Raw genomic sequence first — 17,965 nt, forward strand, 5'->3', positions numbered from 1 at the left:
AAAGACGTGTCCATGGCGGTGGTGTAGGGCAGATCATACGACCAAGAAGGGCTGTCCTGATACCACGGTCGGGTGACGGTCCGCGGTTGTTCCGGCGGGGCTGGTGTGATCTCGTGGTGAGGTCCGGCGGCTGCTGAAGGGACGACGGTGATGGCGACGGGTGGAGACGGCCCCCAGCTGTGGGCCATCAGCGATCTGCACATCGGCTACGCCGAGAACCGCGACCTGGTCGAAGGCATGAGACCCGAGTCCGACGGGGACTGGCTGCTGGTCGCCGGCGACGTCGCGGAGACGGTGGAGGACATCCGCTGGGCCCTGAAGACCCTCGCCGGCCGTTTCGCCCGCGTGATCTGGACGCCGGGGAACCACGAGCTGTGGACCCATCCGAGTGACGCCGTCACCCTGCGGGGCGTCGCCCGCTACGAGCACCTGGTCGAGCAGTGCCGCGAGCTCGGCGTGCTCACTCCCGAGGACCCGTACCCGGTGTGGGGGGGCCCCGGCGGCCCGGTGGCCGTCGCGCCCCTCTTCCTCCTGTACGACTACTCGTTCCTCCCGCCCGGCTGCACCACCAAGGACGAGGGCCTGGAGTACGCGCACGGCACCGGGGTGGTCTGCACGGACGAGCGCCTGCTGCACCCGGACCCGTACTCGACCCGCGAGGACTGGTGCAGGGCGCGTGTGGAGGAGACCCGACGGCGCCTCGCGGAACTCCCCGGGGACCTCCCCCTGATCCCCGTCACGCACTGGCCGCTGCACCGGCATCCGACGGAGGTGCTGTGGTACCCCGAGTTCGCCATGTGGTGCGGCACCACGCTGACCGAGGACTGGCACCGGCGCTATCCCGTCCATACCTCGGTCTACGGCCATCTGCACATCCCCCGAACGACCCATCAGGACGGCATCCGCTTCGAGGAGGTCTCGGTGGGCTACCCGCGAGAGTGGCGCGAACGGCAGGCCCCACCGGGCCGGCTGCGCCGGATTCTGCCCGTCGAGGAGCCGGCCCGATGATCGAGGATCTGCTCCCGCCGACGGTGGCCGCCGTCGAGGCCTACGGCGACGAGGGCGTGGACGCCCCCCTGTTCCCGGAGGAGGAGGCCCTCCTCACCCGCGCGGTCGCCAAGCGCCGCCGCGAGTTCACGGCCGTACGCTCCTGCGCCCGGCGCGCGATGGAGAAGCTCGGCGTGCCCGCGGCGCCCGTCGTCCCCGGCGAGCGCGGCGCGCCCGTCTGGCCGGACGGGGTGACCGGCAGCATGACGCACTGCGAGGGCTACTGCGCCGCTGCGCTGGTCCACGTCGGTGACGTGGCGTCCCTCGGTGTCGACGCGGAGCCCCACGCGCCGTTGCCCGAGGGCGTGCTGTCCACCATCGCCCTGCCTCAGGAGGCGGCCCGCATCGCCCGTCTGCTCGCGGAGCGTCCCGATGTCCACTGGGACCGGCTGCTGTTCAGTGCCAAGGAGTCCGTCTACAAGGCGTGGTTTCCGCTGACGCGGAAGTGGCTGGACTTCTCGGAGGCGGACATCGCCGTCCACGGGGACGGCACTTTTCACGCGGAGTTGTTGGTTCCGGGCCCGGTGGTTTCAGGCCTCCGCCTGGATCGTTTCACCGGTGCGTGGACCGCCCAAGGCTCCCTGCTCGCCACGGCGGTGACCGTCCCGCACGGGTGAGTGCGGGATCGGCGGCGCGCCACGAGGTGGTCGGTGGTTCGCCGTCGTGCCGGCCGGTGAAGGCTGAGCGCGCGGTTCCCCGCGCCCACAAGGGGGCGCGGGGAACCGCGCGCTCAGCCTTCACGGCGCCGCAGCCGCCCGACCTCCGGTCAGCCCCCGGCGCGACGCGCCAAGAATTCAGCCCCCGGGCTGCCAGTCCCGCACCATCCGGAAGAACTCCTCCTCGTTCCCCGCCAGCCCCGCCCCCTCCAACGCGGCCTCCGCCTCCGCGAGGACGGAAGGCGGAACCACCGGCAGCACAGCCGGCCCCGCCGGGCCGGAACCGTCGTCGCCGAAGGCGGCCCGGACCGTGTGCAGCAGTCTGAGATAGGCCTGGACGGCGGTGCGCTCGCGGTCGGTCAGTACGGCGGTGGGCATCGCTCGGCTCTCCCCGTGTCGTCGTCGTGGGTCCCCGCACCCCCGGCACAAACGGGGGCGCACCGCCAGCTTGCCGCCCACCACTGACAATCGCCCCGAGCCGCCGCCCGGAGATCGTCAGCTCTGCGGACCCAAGTACCCCAGCGACGCCCCGATCCGCCCCGCCAGATGGTCCCGCTGGACCGGCCCGCGCAGCGACGAACCAGCCAGGAACGTCCGGCACTTGCTGGCCAGCAGCAGCCCGAACGCCTCCGCCTCCTTCTCCTCCGCCAGGTCGAACCGCGTGCGCGCGGCGACCCGCAGCACCGTCGCCCGCAGCGTGTCGTCGTCGAGGGACGCGCCCCATAACCGGGTCGCGACCTCCGCGCCCGCGACGTGGTGGCCGCAGTGGCCGGCCTTCATGTGCCACAGCTCGTGGCCCAGGATCACCAACTGGTGGTCGGGCGCGGTGCGTTCCTCGACCACGACGAGGTCCTGGTCGGCCATGTCGAGCCACAGTCCGCTCGCGGTGCCCGCCGGGAAGGCCGCCGTGCGGAACAGAACGGGCCGCCCGCGGCGCCGGCTCATCGCCTCGCACAGGGCGGCGTAGAGATCGGCGGGCCGCGCCGGGACGGGAAGCGTCAGCTCCGTGACCAACTCGCCGCACAGGCGGCGCATTTCCCTACCGATGCCCACAGTTCTCCCCGGGTCACGACTTGGGCCGCTGGACGCTCTCCAGGAGCATGTCCAGCCATTCCGCGACCTTGTCGCGGTGCTGGTCGGTGGGCAGCTGCGCGGCCCGCCAGGCGATGCCCCGCACCCCGTGGTCCTGCAGCAGCCGCTCCAGCGGATCGTCGGCCGCCGGGGCCGACTCCCGCTCCGCGAGCTTCTGGAGCAGCTCCTGCTCGGTGTGCTGGAGGGCGCTCGCCAGCGCCTCCGGGTCCTCGGCGGTGAGGAAGCCGGCGTGCACCCGGAAGAACCGCTGGAGGGCGTCGCAGTGCTCCATGGTGGGCCGCCGGTCGCCGTTGATGAGCGCGCCGGCCTGCTGCCGGGACATGCCCGCGCCGTCGGCGATCTCCTGCTGCGTGTACTTGCGTCCGTTCGGCTTCAGTCGCGTACGGCGCAGCAGGTCCAGCCGCTGCAGGAAACGCGCCTGCACATCGGGCTCGCCCGCGGGCTGCCCGCTCAGCAGCGCCTTGACCACGGGCTCCGGGACGCCGGACGCCACGGACAGCCGGCCCACGTCGAAGACCTCGCCGTGCGCCACGCCGAGCCGGTCGGCGAGTGCGGTGACGCGGGCGACGACGGCGGACAGCGCGGTCGTCGGCGCGGTGCCCGGACCCTCGAAGCCACCCGTCACCGAAAGATCTCCTACGTCTCTCACAGGCTTCTCACAAGCGATTGCCGTGAACCTCACGGAGACTAGCCGGTGTATCGAACTTGCATCCAGGTCTCGCCACAACTGTGGCCAATTTCGGCCGTCAACCGTCGTGGAATGCCACGATAGTTGACATGCCGACGCTCCGGGCACCAGGATCGGGTCGCCGCGTCAGGGCCGCACAGGCAAGAGGGGTGACCTCCCGATGGCATTTCAGGCAGGAGGGCAGCGGCCGGCACCGCGGCCCGGCCCGGGGACTCCCGAGGGCCAGGACTATCTGCGGGACTACGCCGTCCTGCTGGACTCCGTACCCTTCCCGTCGCTGGTCGTGGACCACCGCTGGGACGTCCTGCTCACCAACGGCGCCTTCCGGACACTTTTCCTGGGCGTGGAGCCTCATCCGACGGCTCATCCCGGCGCCAACTTCCTCCGTTTCGTGCTGTTCCACCCGGACGCCGCCACGGTGCTGGGCGACCACGAGTCGAGCTGGTGCCTGCCGATGCTCGCTGACTTCTCCGCGACCGCCGAGCGGCACCCCCACGACCCCGTGCTGCACGCCGTGCGCCGGGACATCGCCCAGGACCCGATCATGGACGCCGCCTTCCGGCACGGTCTGCCGCACTGGCTGCGCGCCGTGGGCGAGCGGGCCGCCGGACACGACGGCTCCGTACGGCCCTTGCTGCATCCGGACCCCCGCTGGGGAAGCACGGAGTGCCGTCTGCTGGTGGAGACCACCTCCGTGCTCGAGGAGATGGAGTGCCGCCGGGTGACCTTCGTCCTGCGGGAGACGCCCCGCCCCCACGGCCGGGACCGCAGGACCCGCCGCACCGCTTCCCATCTGCGCGTGGTCCCCACCACTGGCTGAGCGCCCTCGGGAACGTCCGTTTTCGCCCTGTTCTCCGCCTGTGTGATGTGTGACATAGTACTGGCGTGAGCGAGTCGCTGACCTGCGATGTCGTGGTGGTGGGCGCCGGGATGACGGGCGCCGCCTGCGCCCTGTACGCGGCTCGCGCCGGCCTCGACGTCACCGTCGTGGACCGCGGTCCGGTGGCCGGCGGGACGACCGGGGCGGGGGAGGGGAACCTCCTCGTCTCCGACAAGGCGCCCGGACCCGAACTCGACCTTGCCCTGCTGTCCCTCCGGCTGTGGGCGGAACTCGCCACGCGGCACGGCCCGGACGTCGAGTACGACGCCAAGGGCGGCCTCGTCGTCGCGGAGACCCCGGAGGCGTACGCCGGGCTGCGGACGTTCGCGGACGCCCAGCGCGCGGCCGGGGTGACCGCCGAACCGGTGCCCGCCGACCGCCTCCACGACCTCGAACCACGCCTCGCACCCGGCCTCCCCGGGGGCGTGCGCTACCCGCAGGACGCCCAGGTGATGCCCGCCCTCGCGGCGGCACACCTGCTGAAGTCCTCCGGCGCCCGCCTCCTGACCGGCCACGAGGTGACCCGCGTGCTGCGCGCCCGCGACGGCTCCGTGCGCGGTGTACGCACCCCGCGCGGCGACGTCCACGCCCCCGCGGTCGTCAACGCGGCCGGCACCTGGGGCGGCGAACTCGCCTCCCGCGCGGACGTGTTCCTCCCCGTCATGCCCCGGCGCGGCTTCGTCCTCGTCACCGAACCGCTGCCGCCCCGCATCCGGCACAAGGTGTACGCCGCCGACTACGTGGCCGACGTCGCGGGTGACACCGCGGACCTGCTGACCTCCCCGGTGGTGGAGGGGACGGCCGCCGGGCCGGTGCTCATCGGCGCCAGCCGGGAACGCGTCGGCTTCGACCGCTCCCTGTCGCTGCGGGCCGTACGGGAGCTGGCGGCGGGGGCGACCCGGCTGTTCCCGTTCCTGTCCGAGGTGAGGGCGCTGCGGACGTACGCCGGTTTCCGGCCGTATCTGCCCGACCATCTCCCTGCGATCGGCCCCGACCCGCGGGCGCCGGGGCTGTTCCACGCCTGCGGGCACGAGGGCGCCGGCATCGGACTGGCGCCGGGTACCGGGCTGTTGATCGCGCGGGCACTCATCGGGACGACGCCGGATCTGGACCTCGCTCCCTTCCGGCCCGACCGCTTCCCGAGCCCGACGAAGGAGGCCGCGCGATGAAGACTTCCGAACCGGGAGGCGAGGGGCGCGCGTTCGAGGTGACCTTCGACGGGAGGGCGGTCGAGGCGCTGCCCGGACGGACGGTCGCCGCCGTGCTGTGGGCGGCCGGCGTCACCTCATGGCGCACCACCCGCGACGGCGGACGCCCGCGCGGGGTGTTCTGCGGCATCGGCGTCTGCTTCGACTGCCTCGTCACCGTCAACGGCCGCCCCAGTCAACGGGCCTGCCTGGTCCCGGCGCGCCCGGGTGACGTCATCCGCACCCAGGAGGGCACGGGCCATGAGGACTGACCTCGTGGTGATCGGCGCGGGCCCGGCGGGAATCGCCGCGTGTCTCGCGGCGTCGAGGCGCGGTGTCCGCGTCGCCCTGGTCGACGCGGCGCCGGGACCCGGCGGGCAGTACTTCCGCCGGCCCGCGCCCGGCCTCGACGCCGAAGGCGCCGCCCCGCGGCACGGGCGGCGCACCTGGACCCGGCTGCGGGACGCCCTCGCCGCGAGCACCGTCGACGTACGTCTGGAACACCATGTCTGGTGCGTGGAACGGGAGTCCGGCGGGCTGACCGTGCACGCGCTGCTCGGTCCGGAGCAGCGGGAGTCCGTCGCACTGCACGCCGACGCCGTGCTGTTGGCCACCGGCGGGTACGAGACGGTCCTGCCGTTCCCCGGCTGGACCCTGCCGGGTGTGGTCACGGCGGGCGGCGCGCAGGCCATGCTCAAGGGCGGCCTCGTCACCCCCGGCCGCACGGTCGTGGTCGCCGGGACCGGCCCGCTGCTGCTGCCCGTGGCCACCGGACTCGCGGCGGCGGGCGTCCGCGTCGCCGCGCTCGTCGAGTCCACCCACCCCGCACCGGCTGCCGCGCCACGCCCGCGCCCTGGCCGGCAAGCTGCCCGAGGCGGCCGGGTACGCGGCCCGGCTGCTGCGCCACCGGGTGCCGGTGCTCACCCGGCACACCGTGGTCCGCGCCCACGGCGAGGACCGGCTGACCGGTGTCACCGTCGCCGCCCTCGACGCCGGGGGCCGCGTCCGGCCCGGCACCGAGCGGCTGCTGCCGTGCGACGCCCTCGCGGTGGGACACGGCATGCTGCCGCACACCGATCTCGCCGAGACCCTCGGCTGCCGGCTCGACGGGCACGCCGTCGCCGTCGACGCCGAACAGCGTACCGACGTACCGGGTGTGTGGGCGGCGGGGGAGGCCACGGGCATCGGCGGCGCGGCCCTCGCGCTGGCCGAGGGACACATCGCGGGACGCTCGGTCGCGGCGCGGCTGCGGGGCACGGCCCCCGACCCGGACGCCTGGGCGCCCGCCGCCCGGGTGCGCGCCCGCGGGCGTACGGCCGCTGCGGCCCTCCACGCCCTGCACACTCCGCCCGCCCACTGGGGCGAGGGCGTCCCCGACGACACGGTGATCTGCCGCTGCGAGGAGGTCACCGCGGGCGCCGTCCGGGAGGCCGTCACCCTCGGCGCCGGTGACACCCGCACGGTGAAGCTGCTCACCCGCGCGGGGATGGGCTGGTGCCAGGGCCGCATGTGCGCACCCGGGGTGGCAGCCGTCACCGGCTGCCCGCCCACCCCGACCCGCCGCCCCTTCGCCCGCCCGGTCCCGCTGGGCGTCCTGGCGGCCGGACATGAGGAGCTCGCCGCGTACGACCGTCCCCACCCGCCCACGCCGGAAGGATCTCCATGACCGATCACCGCCCCTGGCGGGGAGTCCTCGTCGCCACCGCGCTGCCGCTGCGCGACGATCTGAGCGTCGACCTCGACCGGTACGCCGAGCACTGTTCCTGGCTCGTGGCGAACGGGTGCGACGGGGTCGTGCCGAACGGGTCGCTGGGGGAGTACCAGGTGCTCACCCCCGAGGAGCGCGCCCGGGTCGTCGAGACGGCCGTCGCCGCCGTCGGCGGGGAGCGCGTGATGCCCGGGGTCGCCGCCTACGGCTCCGCCGAGGCGCGCCGCTGGGCGGAGAAGGCCGCCGAGGCCGGGTGCCGGGCGGTGATGCTGCTGCCGCCCAACGCCTACCGCGCCGACGAGCGGTCCGTCGTCGCCCACTACGCCGAGGTCGCCCGCACCGGACTGCCCGTCGTCGCCTACAACAACCCGGTCGACACCAAGGTCGACCTGGTGCCGGAGCTGCTCGCCCGGCTCCACGGCGAGGGGTACGTCCGCGCCGTCAAGGAGTTCTCCGGGGACGTCCGCCGGGCCTACCGGATCGCCGAACTCGTCCCCGGGCTGGACCTCTTGGCCGGCGCCGACGACGTACTCCTGGAGCTCGCCGTCGCCGGGGCGAAGGGGTGGATCGCCGGGTACCCCAACGCCCTGCCCCGCTCCTGCGTGGAGCTGTACCGGGCCGCCACCACCTACGACCTCACCACCGCGCTGCCGCTGTACCGGCAGCTGCACCCCCTGCTGCGCTGGGACTCACGCGTGGAGTTCGTGCAGGCGATCAAGCTGTCCATGGACCTCGTCGGACGCCGTGGCGGGCCCTGCCGTCCGCCGCGCGTCCCGCTGGACCCGGAGCAGGAGGCGGCCGTGCGCGCCGCAACCGAGAAGGCCGTCGCGGCCGGACTGGCGTAGAGGAGGCCGGGACATGCGCAGCTCACTCGTCCTGCACGCAGTCGACTCGCACACCGAGGGCATGCCCACCCGGGTGATCACCGGCGGCATCGGCGTCGTCCCGGGCGCCACGATGAACGAACGGCGCCTGTGGTTCCGTGAACACCGAGACCACGTCAAGCAGTTGCTGATGAACGAGCCGCGCGGCCACGCGGCGATGAGCGGCGCGATCCTCCAGCCGCCGACCCGGCCCGACTGCGACTGGGGCGTCGTCTACATCGAGGTGTCCGGCTACCTGCCGATGTGCGGGCACGGCACCATCGGTGTGGCTACCGTGCTGGTGGAGACGGGCATGGTCGAGGTCGTCGAGCCCGTCACGACCGTCCGCCTGGACACTCCGGCCGGGCTGGTCGTCGCGGAGGTGGCGGTCGCGGACGGCCGTGCCACCGCCGTGACCCTGCGCAACGTGCCGTCCTTCGCCGTCGCCCTGGACCGCGAGGCGACCCTGCCCGACGGGCGTACGGTCACGTACGACCTGGCGTACGGCGGGAACTTCTACGCGATCCTGCCGCTGGAGCAGTTCGGGCTGCCCTTCGACCGCTCCCGCAAGGACGACATCCTCGCCGCCGGACTGTCCCTGATGGAGGCGATCAACGCCGAGGCGGAGCCCGTGCACCCGGAGGATCCTTCCATCCACGGCTGCCACCATGTCCAGCTCACCGCGCCCGGCTCCACCGCCCGCCACTCGCGTCACGCCATGGTGATCCACCCCGGCTGGTTCGACCGCTCCCCGTGCGGCACCGGCACCAGCGCCCGCATGGCCCAGCTGCACGCCCGCGGCGAACTCCCGCTCGACACCGAGTTCGTGAACGAGTCCTTCATCGGCACCCGCTTCACCGGACGCCTGCTCGGCATCGCAGAGGTGGCCGGACACCCCGCCGTGCTGCCCAGCTTCACCGGGCGGGCCTGGATCACCGGCACCGCCCAGTACCTCCTCGACCCGACCGACCCGTTCCCCGCGGGATTCGTCCTGTGACCGCCGGCGGCCCCGCCCTGCCCGCCCTCGGCGGACGCGGCCCCAGCTACCGCGAACGGGTCGCGGACGCCTTGCGGGCCGCGCTGATCGCCGGTGAACTGCGGCCCAACGAGGTGCACTCGGCGCCCGCGCTCGCGGCCCGCCTCGGCGTCTCCGCCACCCCCGTCCGCGAGGCGCTGCTCGACCTCGCCAAGGAAGGACTGGTCGACGCCGTCCCCAACAAGGGGTACCGGGTCACCGCCGTCTCCGAGCGGCAGCTCGACGAGTACACGCACGTGCGCGCCCTCATCGAGATCCCGACCACGGCGGCGCTGGCGGCCGCGGCCGACCCGGCCGCGCTCGCCGCACTGCGGCCCGTCGCCGAGGAGATCGTCGCCGCCGCCACGGCCGGTGACCTCATCGCGTACGTCGACGCCGACCAGCGCTTCCACCTCGGACTGCTGGCCCTCGCCGGGAACGCCCATCTCGTCGAGGCGGTCCGGGACCTGCGCCGCCGCTCCCGGCTCTACGGGCTGACCGCGCTGGCCGAGCAGGGGAGGCTGCGGGCCTCCGCCGAGGAGCACCTCGAACTCCTCGACGCACTGCTCGCCCGCGACACCGAGGCCGTACGGGAGGTGATGGGACGTCACCTCGGACATGTGAGAGGACTCTGGGCAGCGCCCTGACCTGAAATCTTGCGCGATTATGCAAACCTCTTGCGTATCTTGCGCTACGCTTGCGGCCATGACGCGACGACTTGCTGTGGTGGCGAAGAAGGTCGGGGTCAGCGAGGCCACGGTCAGCCGGGTGCTCAACGGCAAGCCGGGAGTCTCCGAGGCGACCCGGCAGGCGGTGCTCTCCGCCCTGGACGTGCTCGGCTACGAGCGGCCCACCCAGCTGCGCGGCGAACGCGCCCGGCTGGTCGGCCTGGTCCTGCCCGAGCTGCAGAACCCGATCTTCCCCGCCTTCGCCGAGGTCATCGGCGGCGCGCTCGCCCAGCTCGGCCTCACTCCGGTGCTGTGCACCCAGACCCGCGGCGGGGTCTCCGAGGCGGACTACGTCACCCTGCTGCTGCAACAACAGGTGTCCGGCGTGGTGTTCGCCGGCGGCCTCTACGCCCAGGCCGACGCGCCGCACGACCACTACCGGCAGCTCGCCGAGCGCAACATCCCCGTCGTCCTCGTCAACGCGGCCATCGAGCACCTCGGCTTCCCCGCCGTGTCCTGCGACGACGCCGTGGCCGTGGAGCAGGCCTGGCGCCATCTCGCCTCCCTCGGGCACGAGCGCATCGGCCTGGTCCTCGGCCCCGGCGACCACATGCCGTCGGCGCGCAAGCTGGCGGCCGCGCGGGCCGTGGCCGGCGAGGTACCCGAGGAGCACGTCGCCCGCGCCATGTTCTCCATCGAGGGCGGCCACGCCGCCGCCACCCGGCTCATCGAGCGGGGCGTCACCGGCTTCATCTGCGCCAGCGACCCCCTCGCCCTCGGCGTCGTACGCGCCGCCCGCCGTAAGGGGCTTGACGTCCCCGGCCAGATCTCCGTCGTCGGCTACGACGACTCCGCGCTGATGAACTGCACCGAACCCCCGCTCACCACCGTGCGCCAGCCGATCGAGGCCATGGGCAAGGCGGTGGTGGAACTGCTCAACGCGCAGATCAGCGGCAGCACGGTGGCCCCCGAAGAGCTGCTGTTCGAACCAGAGTTGGTGGTGCGCGGCTCGACCGGGCAGGCGCCGCGCGGCTGACCGCCCGTCAACTGTCGAATAATTTCAAATTCTGCGCGACATCTTGCGGACCGTTGTTGTCGGTGCTTGAGTGTGCCCCGCCCACCGCTCCTGTTCCGAGGGGTTCACTCGCTCCTGTCCCGTAAGGGGTCCACCGATGAGAAGCACCGGGATCCGCCGTACCCTCGTCGCGCTCGGCGTCGGCGCCCTCGCGCTGACGGCCTGCGGCTCGGACGGCGACGCCGCCGACGGCAAGACGCGTATCACCGTCAACTGCATGCCGCCCAAGAGCGCCAAGGTCGACCGCCAGTTCTTCGAGGAGGAGACCGCCGCCTTCGAGAAGAAGAACCCGGACATCGACGTCGTCCCGCACGACGCGTTCCCCTGCCAGGACCCCAAGACGTTCGACGCCAAGCTCGCCGGCGGCCAGATGGAGGACGTGTTCTACACGTACTTCACCGACGCCCGGCACGTCGTGGACATCAACCAGGCCGCCGACCTGACTCCGTACGTCAAGGAACTCAAGAGCTACAGCACCATCCAGCAGCAGCTCCGCGACATCTACACCGTCGACGGCAAGGTCTACGGCATCCCGCGCACCGGCTACTCCATGGGTCTGATCTACAACCGGGAGCTGTTTCAGAAGGCCGGCCTCGACCCCGACGCCCCGCCCGCCACCTGGGACGAGGTCCGCACCGCCGCGAAGAAGATCGCCGCGCTGGGCGACGGCGTCGTCGGGTACGCCGACTACAGCGCCCAGAACCAGGGCGGCTGGCACTTCACCGCCGAGCTGTACTCCCAGGGCGGCGACGTGGTCAGCGCCGACGGCAAGAACGCCACCGTCGACACCCCGGAAGGCCGCGCCGTTCTGCAGACCCTCCACGACATGCGGTGGAAGGACGAGTCGATGGGCAGCAAGCAGCTGCTCGTCATCAACGACGCCCAGCAGATGATGGGCTCCGGCAAGCTCGGCATGTACCTCGCCGCCCCCGACAACATCCCGATCCTGGTGAAGGAGAAGGGCGCCGCTTACAAGAACATCGCCATCGCCCCCATGCCCGGCGGCAAGGCCACCCTCGTCGGCGGCGACGGCTACATGTTCAGCAAGGAGGCCACCCCCGAGCAGATCCGCGCCGGCCTCAAGTGGCTCGACCACATGTTCCTCACCCCCGGTGACGGCTTCCTCGGCGACTACGCCCGCGCCAAGCAGAACGACGCCCCCGTCGGCCTGCCCGAACCGCGCCTGTTCACCGGCGCCGCCGACGCCAAGGACCAGCAGGTCAAGGAGGCCAACGCCAACGTACCGGTGGAGAACTACCAGGCCTTCCTCGACGGCAACCAGAAGCTCGAGATGAAGATCGAGCCGCCGCACGCCCAGCAGCTCTACTCCGTCCTCGACGGCGTCGTCTCCGCCGTCCTCACCAAGGAGGACGCCGACATCGACCAGCTGCTGAAGGACGCCTCCGGCAAGATCGACGGCATCCTCTCCCGGAGCTGACGGTGACGAAGACGGTCGAACGGCCGCCCGCCGTGCGGGTCCGTCCGGTGAAGGCGCCGTCCCCGGCGGGGGACCGGAGGCGGCGCCGCCTCACCGACCACCTGCGCGCGTACGGCTTCCTCATCGGCGGGCTGATCTGCTTCGCGCTGTTCTCCTGGTACCCCGCGATCCGCGCCGTCGTGATCGCCTTCCAGAGGTACACGCCCGGCTCGGACCCCGAATGGGTCGGCACGGCCAACTTCACCCGCGTCTGGCAGGACCCCGAGTTCGCCGCCGCCTGGCGCAACACGCTCACCTTCACCCTGCTCGCCCTGCTGATCGGCTTCGCGATCCCCTTCGTGCTGGCCCTCGTCCTCAACGAACTGCGCCACGCCAAGGCGTTCTTCCGGGTCGTCGTCTACCTGCCGGTGATGATCCCGCCCGTGGTGAGCGCCCTGCTGTGGAAGTGGTTCTACGACCCGGGCGCCGGCCTCGCCAACGAGGCGCTGCGCTTCCTGCACCTGCCGACCTCCAACTGGTCCAACGGCGCCGACACGGCCCTGGTGTCCCTGGTGATCGTCGCCACCTGGGCCAACATGGGCGGCACCGTGCTCATCTACCTCGCCGCCCTCCAGTCCATCCCCGGAGAGCTGTACGAGGCCGCCGAACTCGACGGCGCCAACCTCCTCCAGCGCGTCCGGCACGTCACCGTCCCGCAGACCCGGTTCGTGATCCTCATGCTGATGCTGCTGCAGATCATCGCCACCATGCAGGTGTTCACCGAACCGTTCGTGATCACCGGGGGCGGCCCGGAGAACGCCACCGTCACCGTCCTCTACCTCATCTACAAGTACGCCTTCCTCTACAACGACTTCGGCGGCGCCTGCGCGCTCAGCGTCATGCTGCTCGCCCTGCTCGGCGCGTTCTCCGCCGTCTACCTCCGCCTCACCCGCTCCGAGGAGACCGTATGAGCGCCGGCGTCCGCACCCTCGTCTCCCCGGCCGTCCTGGCCCGCCCCCGCGGCAAGGCCGTCTACTGGACCGTCTTCACCGGCGTCGTCCTGCTGTTCACACTGGCGTTCCTGTTCCCGGTGTACTGGATGGTCACCGGCGCCATGAAGTCGCCGGACGAGGTGGCCCGCACCCCGCCCACCCTCGTCCCCGAGAGCTGGAGCACCGCCGGGTACGGGGACGCCTGGGAGCTGATGCAGCTGCCGACGCACCTGTGGAACACCGTGGTGCAGGCGGCCGGCGCCTGGATCTTCCAGCTGGTGTTCTGCACGGCCGCCGCCTACGCCCTGTCCAAGCTCCGTCCGGCCTTCGGCGGCCTGATCCTGGGCGGCATCCTCGCCACGCTGATGGTCCCGGCCCAGGCCCTCGTCGTCCCGAAGTACCTCACCGTCGCCGACCTCGGGCTGCTCAACGACCCGCTCGCCATCTGGCTGCCGGCCGTCGCCAACGCCTTCAACCTGTATCTGCTCAAGCGGTTCTTCGACCAGCTGCCCAAGGACGTGCTGGAGGCCGCCGAGATCGACGGCGCGGGGAAGCTGCGCACCCTGTGGTCCATCGTGCTGCCCATGTCCCGCCCGGTGCTCGGCGTGGTGTCGATCTTCGCGCTGGTCGCCGTCTGGCAGGACTTCCTGTGGCCGCTGATGGTCTTCTCCGACACCGACAAGCAGCCCATCAGCGTGGCCCTCGTGCAGCTCTCGCAGAACATCCAGCTGACCGTGCTGATCGCCGCGATGGTGATCGCCAGCATCCCCATGGTCGCGCTGTTCCTCGTCTTCCAGCGGCACATCATCGCCGGGATCAGCGCGGGCAGCACCAAGGGCTGACACCGGACCTCCGTCCACAGAAGAGAAAGGCATCCACGTGGGACAGCCCACCCCTGCCACCGACGACGGCTGGTGGCGCTCCGCCGTCATCTACCAGGTGTACGTCCGCAGCTTCGCCGACGGCGACGGCGACGGCACCGGCGACCTGGCCGGCGTCCGCGCCCGACTGCCGTACCTCGCCGAACTGGGCGTCGACGCACTGTGGTTCAACTCCTGGTACCGGTCCCCCATGAAGGACGGCGGCTACGACGTCGCCGACTACCGCGCCGTCGACCCCGCCTTCGGCACCCTCGCCGAGGCGGAGAAGCTCATCGCCGAGGCACGGGAACTGGGCATCCGCACCATCGTCGACATCGTGCCCAACCACGTCTCCGACCAGCACCCCTGGTTCCGCGCGGCCCTCGCGGGCGGCCCCGAACGGGAGCTCTTCCACTTCCGCCCGGGACGCGGCGAGCACGGCGAACTCCCGCCCAACGACTGGCAGTCCGAGTTCGGCGGCCCCGCCTGGACCAGGCTGCCCGACGGCGACTGGTACCTGCACCTGTTCGCCCCCGAGCAGCCCGACCTCAACTGGGCCCACCCCGCCGTCCGCCAGGAGCACGAGGACATCCTGCGCTTCTGGTTCGAGCGGGGCGTCGCAGGCGTCCGCATCGACTCCGCCGCCCTGCTCGCCAAGGACCCCGCACTGCCCGATTTCACCGAGGGACACGACCCCCACCCCTACGTCGACCGCGACGAACTCCACGACGTGTACCGCGCCTGGCGGGCCGTCGCCGACGAGTACGGGGCCGTCTTCGTCGGCGAGGTCTGGCTCCCCGACACCGAACGCTTCGCCCGCTACCTGCGCCCCGACGAACTGCACACCGCGTTCAACTTCTCCTTCATGACCTGCCCCTGGGACGCCGCCCGGCTGCGGACGTCGATCGACGACACCCTCGCCGAGCACGCCCCCGTCGGAGCCCCCGCCACCTGGGTGCTGTGCAACCACGACGTCACCCGCACCGTCACCCGCTACGGCCGCGCCGACACCGGCTTCGACTTCGCCACCAAGGCCTTCGGCACCCCCACCGACCTGGAACTCGGCACCCGCCGGGCCCGCGCCGCCGCCCTGCTCTCCCTCGCCCTGCCCGGCGCGGTCTACGTCTACCAGGGCGAGGAACTCGGCCTGCCCGAGGCGGACATCCCGCTGGGCCGCATCGAGGACCCCATGCACGCCCGCTCCGGCGGCACCGACCCCGGCCGCGACGGATGCAGGGTGCCGCTGCCCTGGGCGGCCGGCGAACCGCACGCCGGCTTCGGCGGCGAGCCCTGGCTGCCGCAGCCCGACGGCTGGGCCGCCTACGCCGCCGACCGGCAGGCCGAGGACCCCGCCTCCATGCTCCGCCTCTACCACGAGGCGATCCGGCTGCGCCCGGAGTTCGGCGACGGCCCGCTGACCTGGCTGCCCGCCCCTGACGGCGTCCTCGCCTTCGCCCGCGCCGACGCCCTGTGCGTGGTCAACCTCGCGGACGCCCCCGTCGACCTTCCCGCCCACTCCGCGCCGCTCCTGGCCAGCGGCCCACTCGACACCGCCGGGCGGCTGCCCGGCGACACCGCGGTCTGGCTGCGCGCCTGAGCCGCGCCCCGTCTGTTCCCGTACCCCCACCACGAAGGGACCAGCACCATGACCACCCCCCGCACGACCGTGAGAAGCGTGCCGGCGGCGGCCACGGCCGTCGCCCTCGCCGCCGGCCTGCTCGTCGCCGTCGCCCCGGCGCCCGCCCACGCCGCGGCAGGCGCCACCCTCCCGTTCACCTCCGTCGAGGCCGAGTCCGCCACCCACACCGGCACCCGCATCGGCCCCGACTACTCACAAGGCACTCTCGCCTCCGAGGCGTCCGGCCGGCAGGCGGTGCGCCTGAACGCGGGTCAGCGCGTGACGTTCAGCGTGCCGCGCGCCGCCAACGCCGTCACCGTGGCATACAGCGTCCCCGACGGCCAGTCCGGCTCCCTCGACGTGTACGTCAACGGGCAGCGGCTCGACCGGACCCTGCCGGTCACCTCCCGGTACTCCTACGTCGACACCCCGTGGATCCCGGGCGCCCGCACCCATCACCTCTACGCCAACGCGCGGATGCTGCTCGGCCGGGACGTCCAGGCGGGCGACACGGTCGCCTTCCAGGCCACCAACGTCCAGGTCACCGTGGACGTCGCCGACTTCGAGCAGGCGCCCGCGGCCGCCGCCCGCCCCTCCGGCGCCGTGTCCGTCACCGACAAGGGCGCCGACCCCACCGGGCAGGGCGACTCCACGCAGGCGTTCCGCGAGGCCATCGCCGCCGCCCAGGGCGGGACCGTGTGGATACCGCCGGGGGAGTACCGGCTGACCTCGTCCCTGAACGGCGTCCAGAACGTCACCCTCCAGGGCGCGGGCCACTGGCACTCCGTCGTCCGCACCTCGCGCTTCATCGACCAGACGGCCTCCTCCGGCAACGTCCACATCAAGGACTTCGCCGTCATCGGCGAGGTCACCGAACGCGTCGACTCCAGCCCGGACAACTTCGTCAACGGCTCCCTCGGCCCGGACTCGACCGTCTCCGGGATGTGGCTCCAGCACCTCAAGGTGGGGCTCTGGCTGACCGGCAACAACGACAACCTGGTCGTCGAGAACAGCCGCTTCCTCGACATGACCGCCGACGGCCTGAACCTCAACGGCAACGCCCGCGGGGTGAAGGTCCGCAACAACTTCCTGCGCAACCAGGGCGACGACGCCCTCGCCATGTGGTCGCTGAACGCGCCCGACGTGAACAGCGTCTTCGAGAACAACACGATCACCCAGCCGAACCTCGCCAACGGCATCGCGATCTACGGCGGCACCGACATCACCGTCCGGAACAACCTGATCGCCGACACCAACGCCCTCGGCAGCGGCATCGCGATCTCCAACCAGAAGTTCCTCGACCCGTTCCACCCGCTGTCCGGCACCATCACCGTCGACGGCAACACCCTGGTCCGCACGGGCGCGATGAACCCCAACTGGAACCACCCGATGGGCGCCCTGCGTGTCGACTCCTACGACAGCGCGATCGACGCCCAGGTGCGGATCACCAACACCACGATCACCGACAGCCCGTACAGCGCCTTCGAGTTCGTCTCCGGCGGCGGACGCGGCCTGGCGGCCCGGAACATCACCGTCGACGGCGCCACCGTGAACCGCGTCGGCACGGTCGTCGTCCAGGTGGAGACGCAAGGCGCCGCCACCTTCCGCAACGTCACCGCGACCGGCGTCGGCTCGGCCGGAATCTACAACTGCCCCTACCCGGCGGGGTCAGGCACCTTCACCGTCACCGACGGCGGCGGCAACTCCGGCTGGGGGAGCACCTGGTCGGACTGCTCCGCCTGGCCCGAGCCCGGCCAAGGCGAACCAGAACCCGGCCCGGACCGCAACCTCGCCCTGAACCGCCCCGCCACCGCCACCGGTTCGCAGGACGTCTACACCCCCGGCAAGGCGGTCGACGGGGACGCGCACACCTACTGGGAGTCCGCCAACCACGCCTTCCCGCAGACCCTGACGATCGACCTGGGCGCCACCCACGCCGTACGCCGGGTGGTGCTGAAGCTGCCGCCGCAGGCAGCGTGGCAGGCCCGCACCCAGACCCTGTCCGTGCAGGGCAGCACCGACGGCTCCGCGTGGACCACGATGGCCGCGGCCCGGGAGCACCGCTTCGACCCGGCGACCGGCAACACGGTGACCGTCCCGGTCGACGGCAGCCTGCGCCATCTGCGGCTGCACGTCACCGGCAACACCGGCTGGCCGGCCGCCCAGTTCAGCGAGGTCGAGGTGTACGGCTCCTGACGG

17 protein-coding genes and 1 pseudogene are annotated in these 17,965 nt (G+C 72.3%); 15 read left to right on the top strand and 3 right to left on the bottom strand.

Going from position 1 to position 17,965, the window contains the following annotated elements; translation table 11 throughout:
- Nucleotides 1-150 precede the first annotated feature (150 nt).
- Both AY578_RS28445 and AY578_RS28450 read left to right on the top strand, forming a co-directional pair.
- Nucleotides 151-1,008 (top strand): metallophosphoesterase family protein, encoded by an 858-nt coding sequence (locus tag AY578_RS28445; protein ID WP_215049112.1) that lies wholly within the window; start codon nt 151-153, stop codon nt 1,006-1,008.
- On the top strand, nt 1,005-1,664 hold the full coding sequence (locus AY578_RS28450) for a 4'-phosphopantetheinyl transferase family protein (protein ID WP_161231688.1): 660 nt from the start codon (nt 1,005-1,007) through the stop codon (nt 1,662-1,664). Before AY578_RS28445 ends, AY578_RS28450 begins: the two co-directional genes overlap by 4 nt.
- A gap of 177 nt (nt 1,665-1,841) precedes the next feature.
- On the opposite strand, the gene AY578_RS28455 is transcribed toward AY578_RS28450, so the two are convergent.
- The 3 genes from AY578_RS28455 to AY578_RS28465 form a co-directional block, all read right to left on the bottom strand.
- Entirely contained in the window at nt 1,842-2,081 is a 240-nt protein-coding gene (locus tag AY578_RS28455) for a hypothetical protein (RefSeq protein WP_019525036.1), read from the bottom strand.
- Nucleotides 2,082-2,198: 117 nt separating this feature from the next.
- Nucleotides 2,199-2,738: a hypothetical protein gene (locus AY578_RS28460; RefSeq protein WP_019525035.1), complete on the bottom strand. Its 540-nt coding sequence runs from the start codon at nt 2,736-2,738 to the stop codon at nt 2,199-2,201.
- A gap of 31 nt (nt 2,739-2,769) precedes the next feature.
- Nucleotides 2,770-3,420: a helix-turn-helix domain-containing protein gene (locus AY578_RS28465; RefSeq protein ID WP_019525034.1), complete on the bottom strand. Its 651-nt coding sequence runs from the start codon at nt 3,418-3,420 to the stop codon at nt 2,770-2,772.
- Nucleotides 3,421-3,643: 223 nt separating this feature from the next.
- Between AY578_RS28465 and AY578_RS28470 the strand changes: the two genes are divergently transcribed.
- From AY578_RS28470 to AY578_RS28530, 13 genes and pseudogenes are all read left to right on the top strand, one after another.
- Nucleotides 3,644-4,303, top strand: a complete 660-nt coding sequence (locus AY578_RS28470) for an MmyB family transcriptional regulator (RefSeq protein ID WP_019525033.1) — start codon at nt 3,644-3,646, stop codon at nt 4,301-4,303.
- A 65-nt stretch (nt 4,304-4,368) separates the two neighbouring features.
- Complete coding sequence (locus tag AY578_RS28475; RefSeq protein ID WP_215049111.1) at nt 4,369-5,532, top strand: NAD(P)/FAD-dependent oxidoreductase; 1,164 nt, start codon at nt 4,369-4,371, stop codon at nt 5,530-5,532.
- Entirely contained in the window at nt 5,529-5,822 is a 294-nt protein-coding gene (locus AY578_RS28480) for a (2Fe-2S)-binding protein (protein ID WP_019525031.1), read from the top strand. The genes AY578_RS28475 and AY578_RS28480 overlap by 4 nt, the downstream gene beginning before the upstream one ends.
- A pseudogene (locus tag AY578_RS28485) lies at nt 5,812-7,216 on the top strand (FAD-dependent oxidoreductase). Before AY578_RS28480 ends, AY578_RS28485 begins: the two are co-directional and overlap by 11 nt.
- Nucleotides 7,213-8,103, top strand: a complete 891-nt coding sequence (locus AY578_RS28490; RefSeq protein ID WP_258906035.1) for a dihydrodipicolinate synthase family protein — start codon at nt 7,213-7,215, stop codon at nt 8,101-8,103. The pseudogene AY578_RS28485 and the gene AY578_RS28490 overlap by 4 nt, the downstream one beginning before the upstream one ends.
- Before the next feature lie 13 nt (nt 8,104-8,116).
- Nucleotides 8,117-9,118, top strand: coding sequence for a proline racemase family protein (locus AY578_RS28495; protein ID WP_136239553.1), 1,002 nt, complete (start codon nt 8,117-8,119; stop codon nt 9,116-9,118).
- On the top strand, nt 9,115-9,783 hold the full coding sequence (locus tag AY578_RS28500) for a GntR family transcriptional regulator (protein WP_258906036.1): 669 nt from the start codon (nt 9,115-9,117) through the stop codon (nt 9,781-9,783). Before AY578_RS28495 ends, AY578_RS28500 begins: the two co-directional genes overlap by 4 nt.
- 58 nt (nt 9,784-9,841) lie before the next feature.
- On the top strand, nt 9,842-10,840 hold the full coding sequence (locus AY578_RS28505; RefSeq protein WP_202503359.1) for a LacI family DNA-binding transcriptional regulator: 999 nt from the start codon (nt 9,842-9,844) through the stop codon (nt 10,838-10,840).
- A gap of 136 nt (nt 10,841-10,976) precedes the next feature.
- Nucleotides 10,977-12,317 (top strand): ABC transporter substrate-binding protein, encoded by a 1,341-nt coding sequence (locus tag AY578_RS28510; protein WP_215048626.1) that lies wholly within the window; start codon nt 10,977-10,979, stop codon nt 12,315-12,317.
- Between the two features lie 2 nt (nt 12,318-12,319).
- Nucleotides 12,320-13,267 carry a carbohydrate ABC transporter permease gene (locus AY578_RS28515; RefSeq protein WP_028961068.1) on the top strand — a complete coding sequence of 316 codons (948 nt, stop codon included), beginning with the start codon at nt 12,320-12,322 and terminating at the stop codon, nt 13,265-13,267.
- Nucleotides 13,264-14,130, top strand: coding sequence for a carbohydrate ABC transporter permease (locus tag AY578_RS28520; protein WP_161108153.1), 867 nt, complete (start codon nt 13,264-13,266; stop codon nt 14,128-14,130). Before AY578_RS28515 ends, AY578_RS28520 begins: the two co-directional genes overlap by 4 nt.
- Nucleotides 14,131-14,167: 37 nt before the next feature.
- Nucleotides 14,168-15,745 carry a glycoside hydrolase family 13 protein gene (locus tag AY578_RS28525; protein ID WP_258906039.1) on the top strand — a complete coding sequence of 526 codons (1,578 nt, stop codon included), beginning with the start codon at nt 14,168-14,170 and terminating at the stop codon, nt 15,743-15,745.
- A 48-nt stretch (nt 15,746-15,793) separates the two neighbouring features.
- A complete protein-coding gene (locus AY578_RS28530) occupies nt 15,794-17,962 on the top strand; it encodes a discoidin domain-containing protein (protein WP_258906040.1) in 2,169 nt (722 codons plus the stop codon).
- The last annotated feature ends 3 nt before the right edge of the window (nt 17,963-17,965 follow it).

Origin of the sequence: Streptomyces thermocarboxydus (assembly GCF_024760485.1) — a bacterium.
Classification (GTDB): Bacteria; Actinomycetota; Actinomycetes; order Streptomycetales; family Streptomycetaceae; genus Streptomyces; species Streptomyces cellulosae.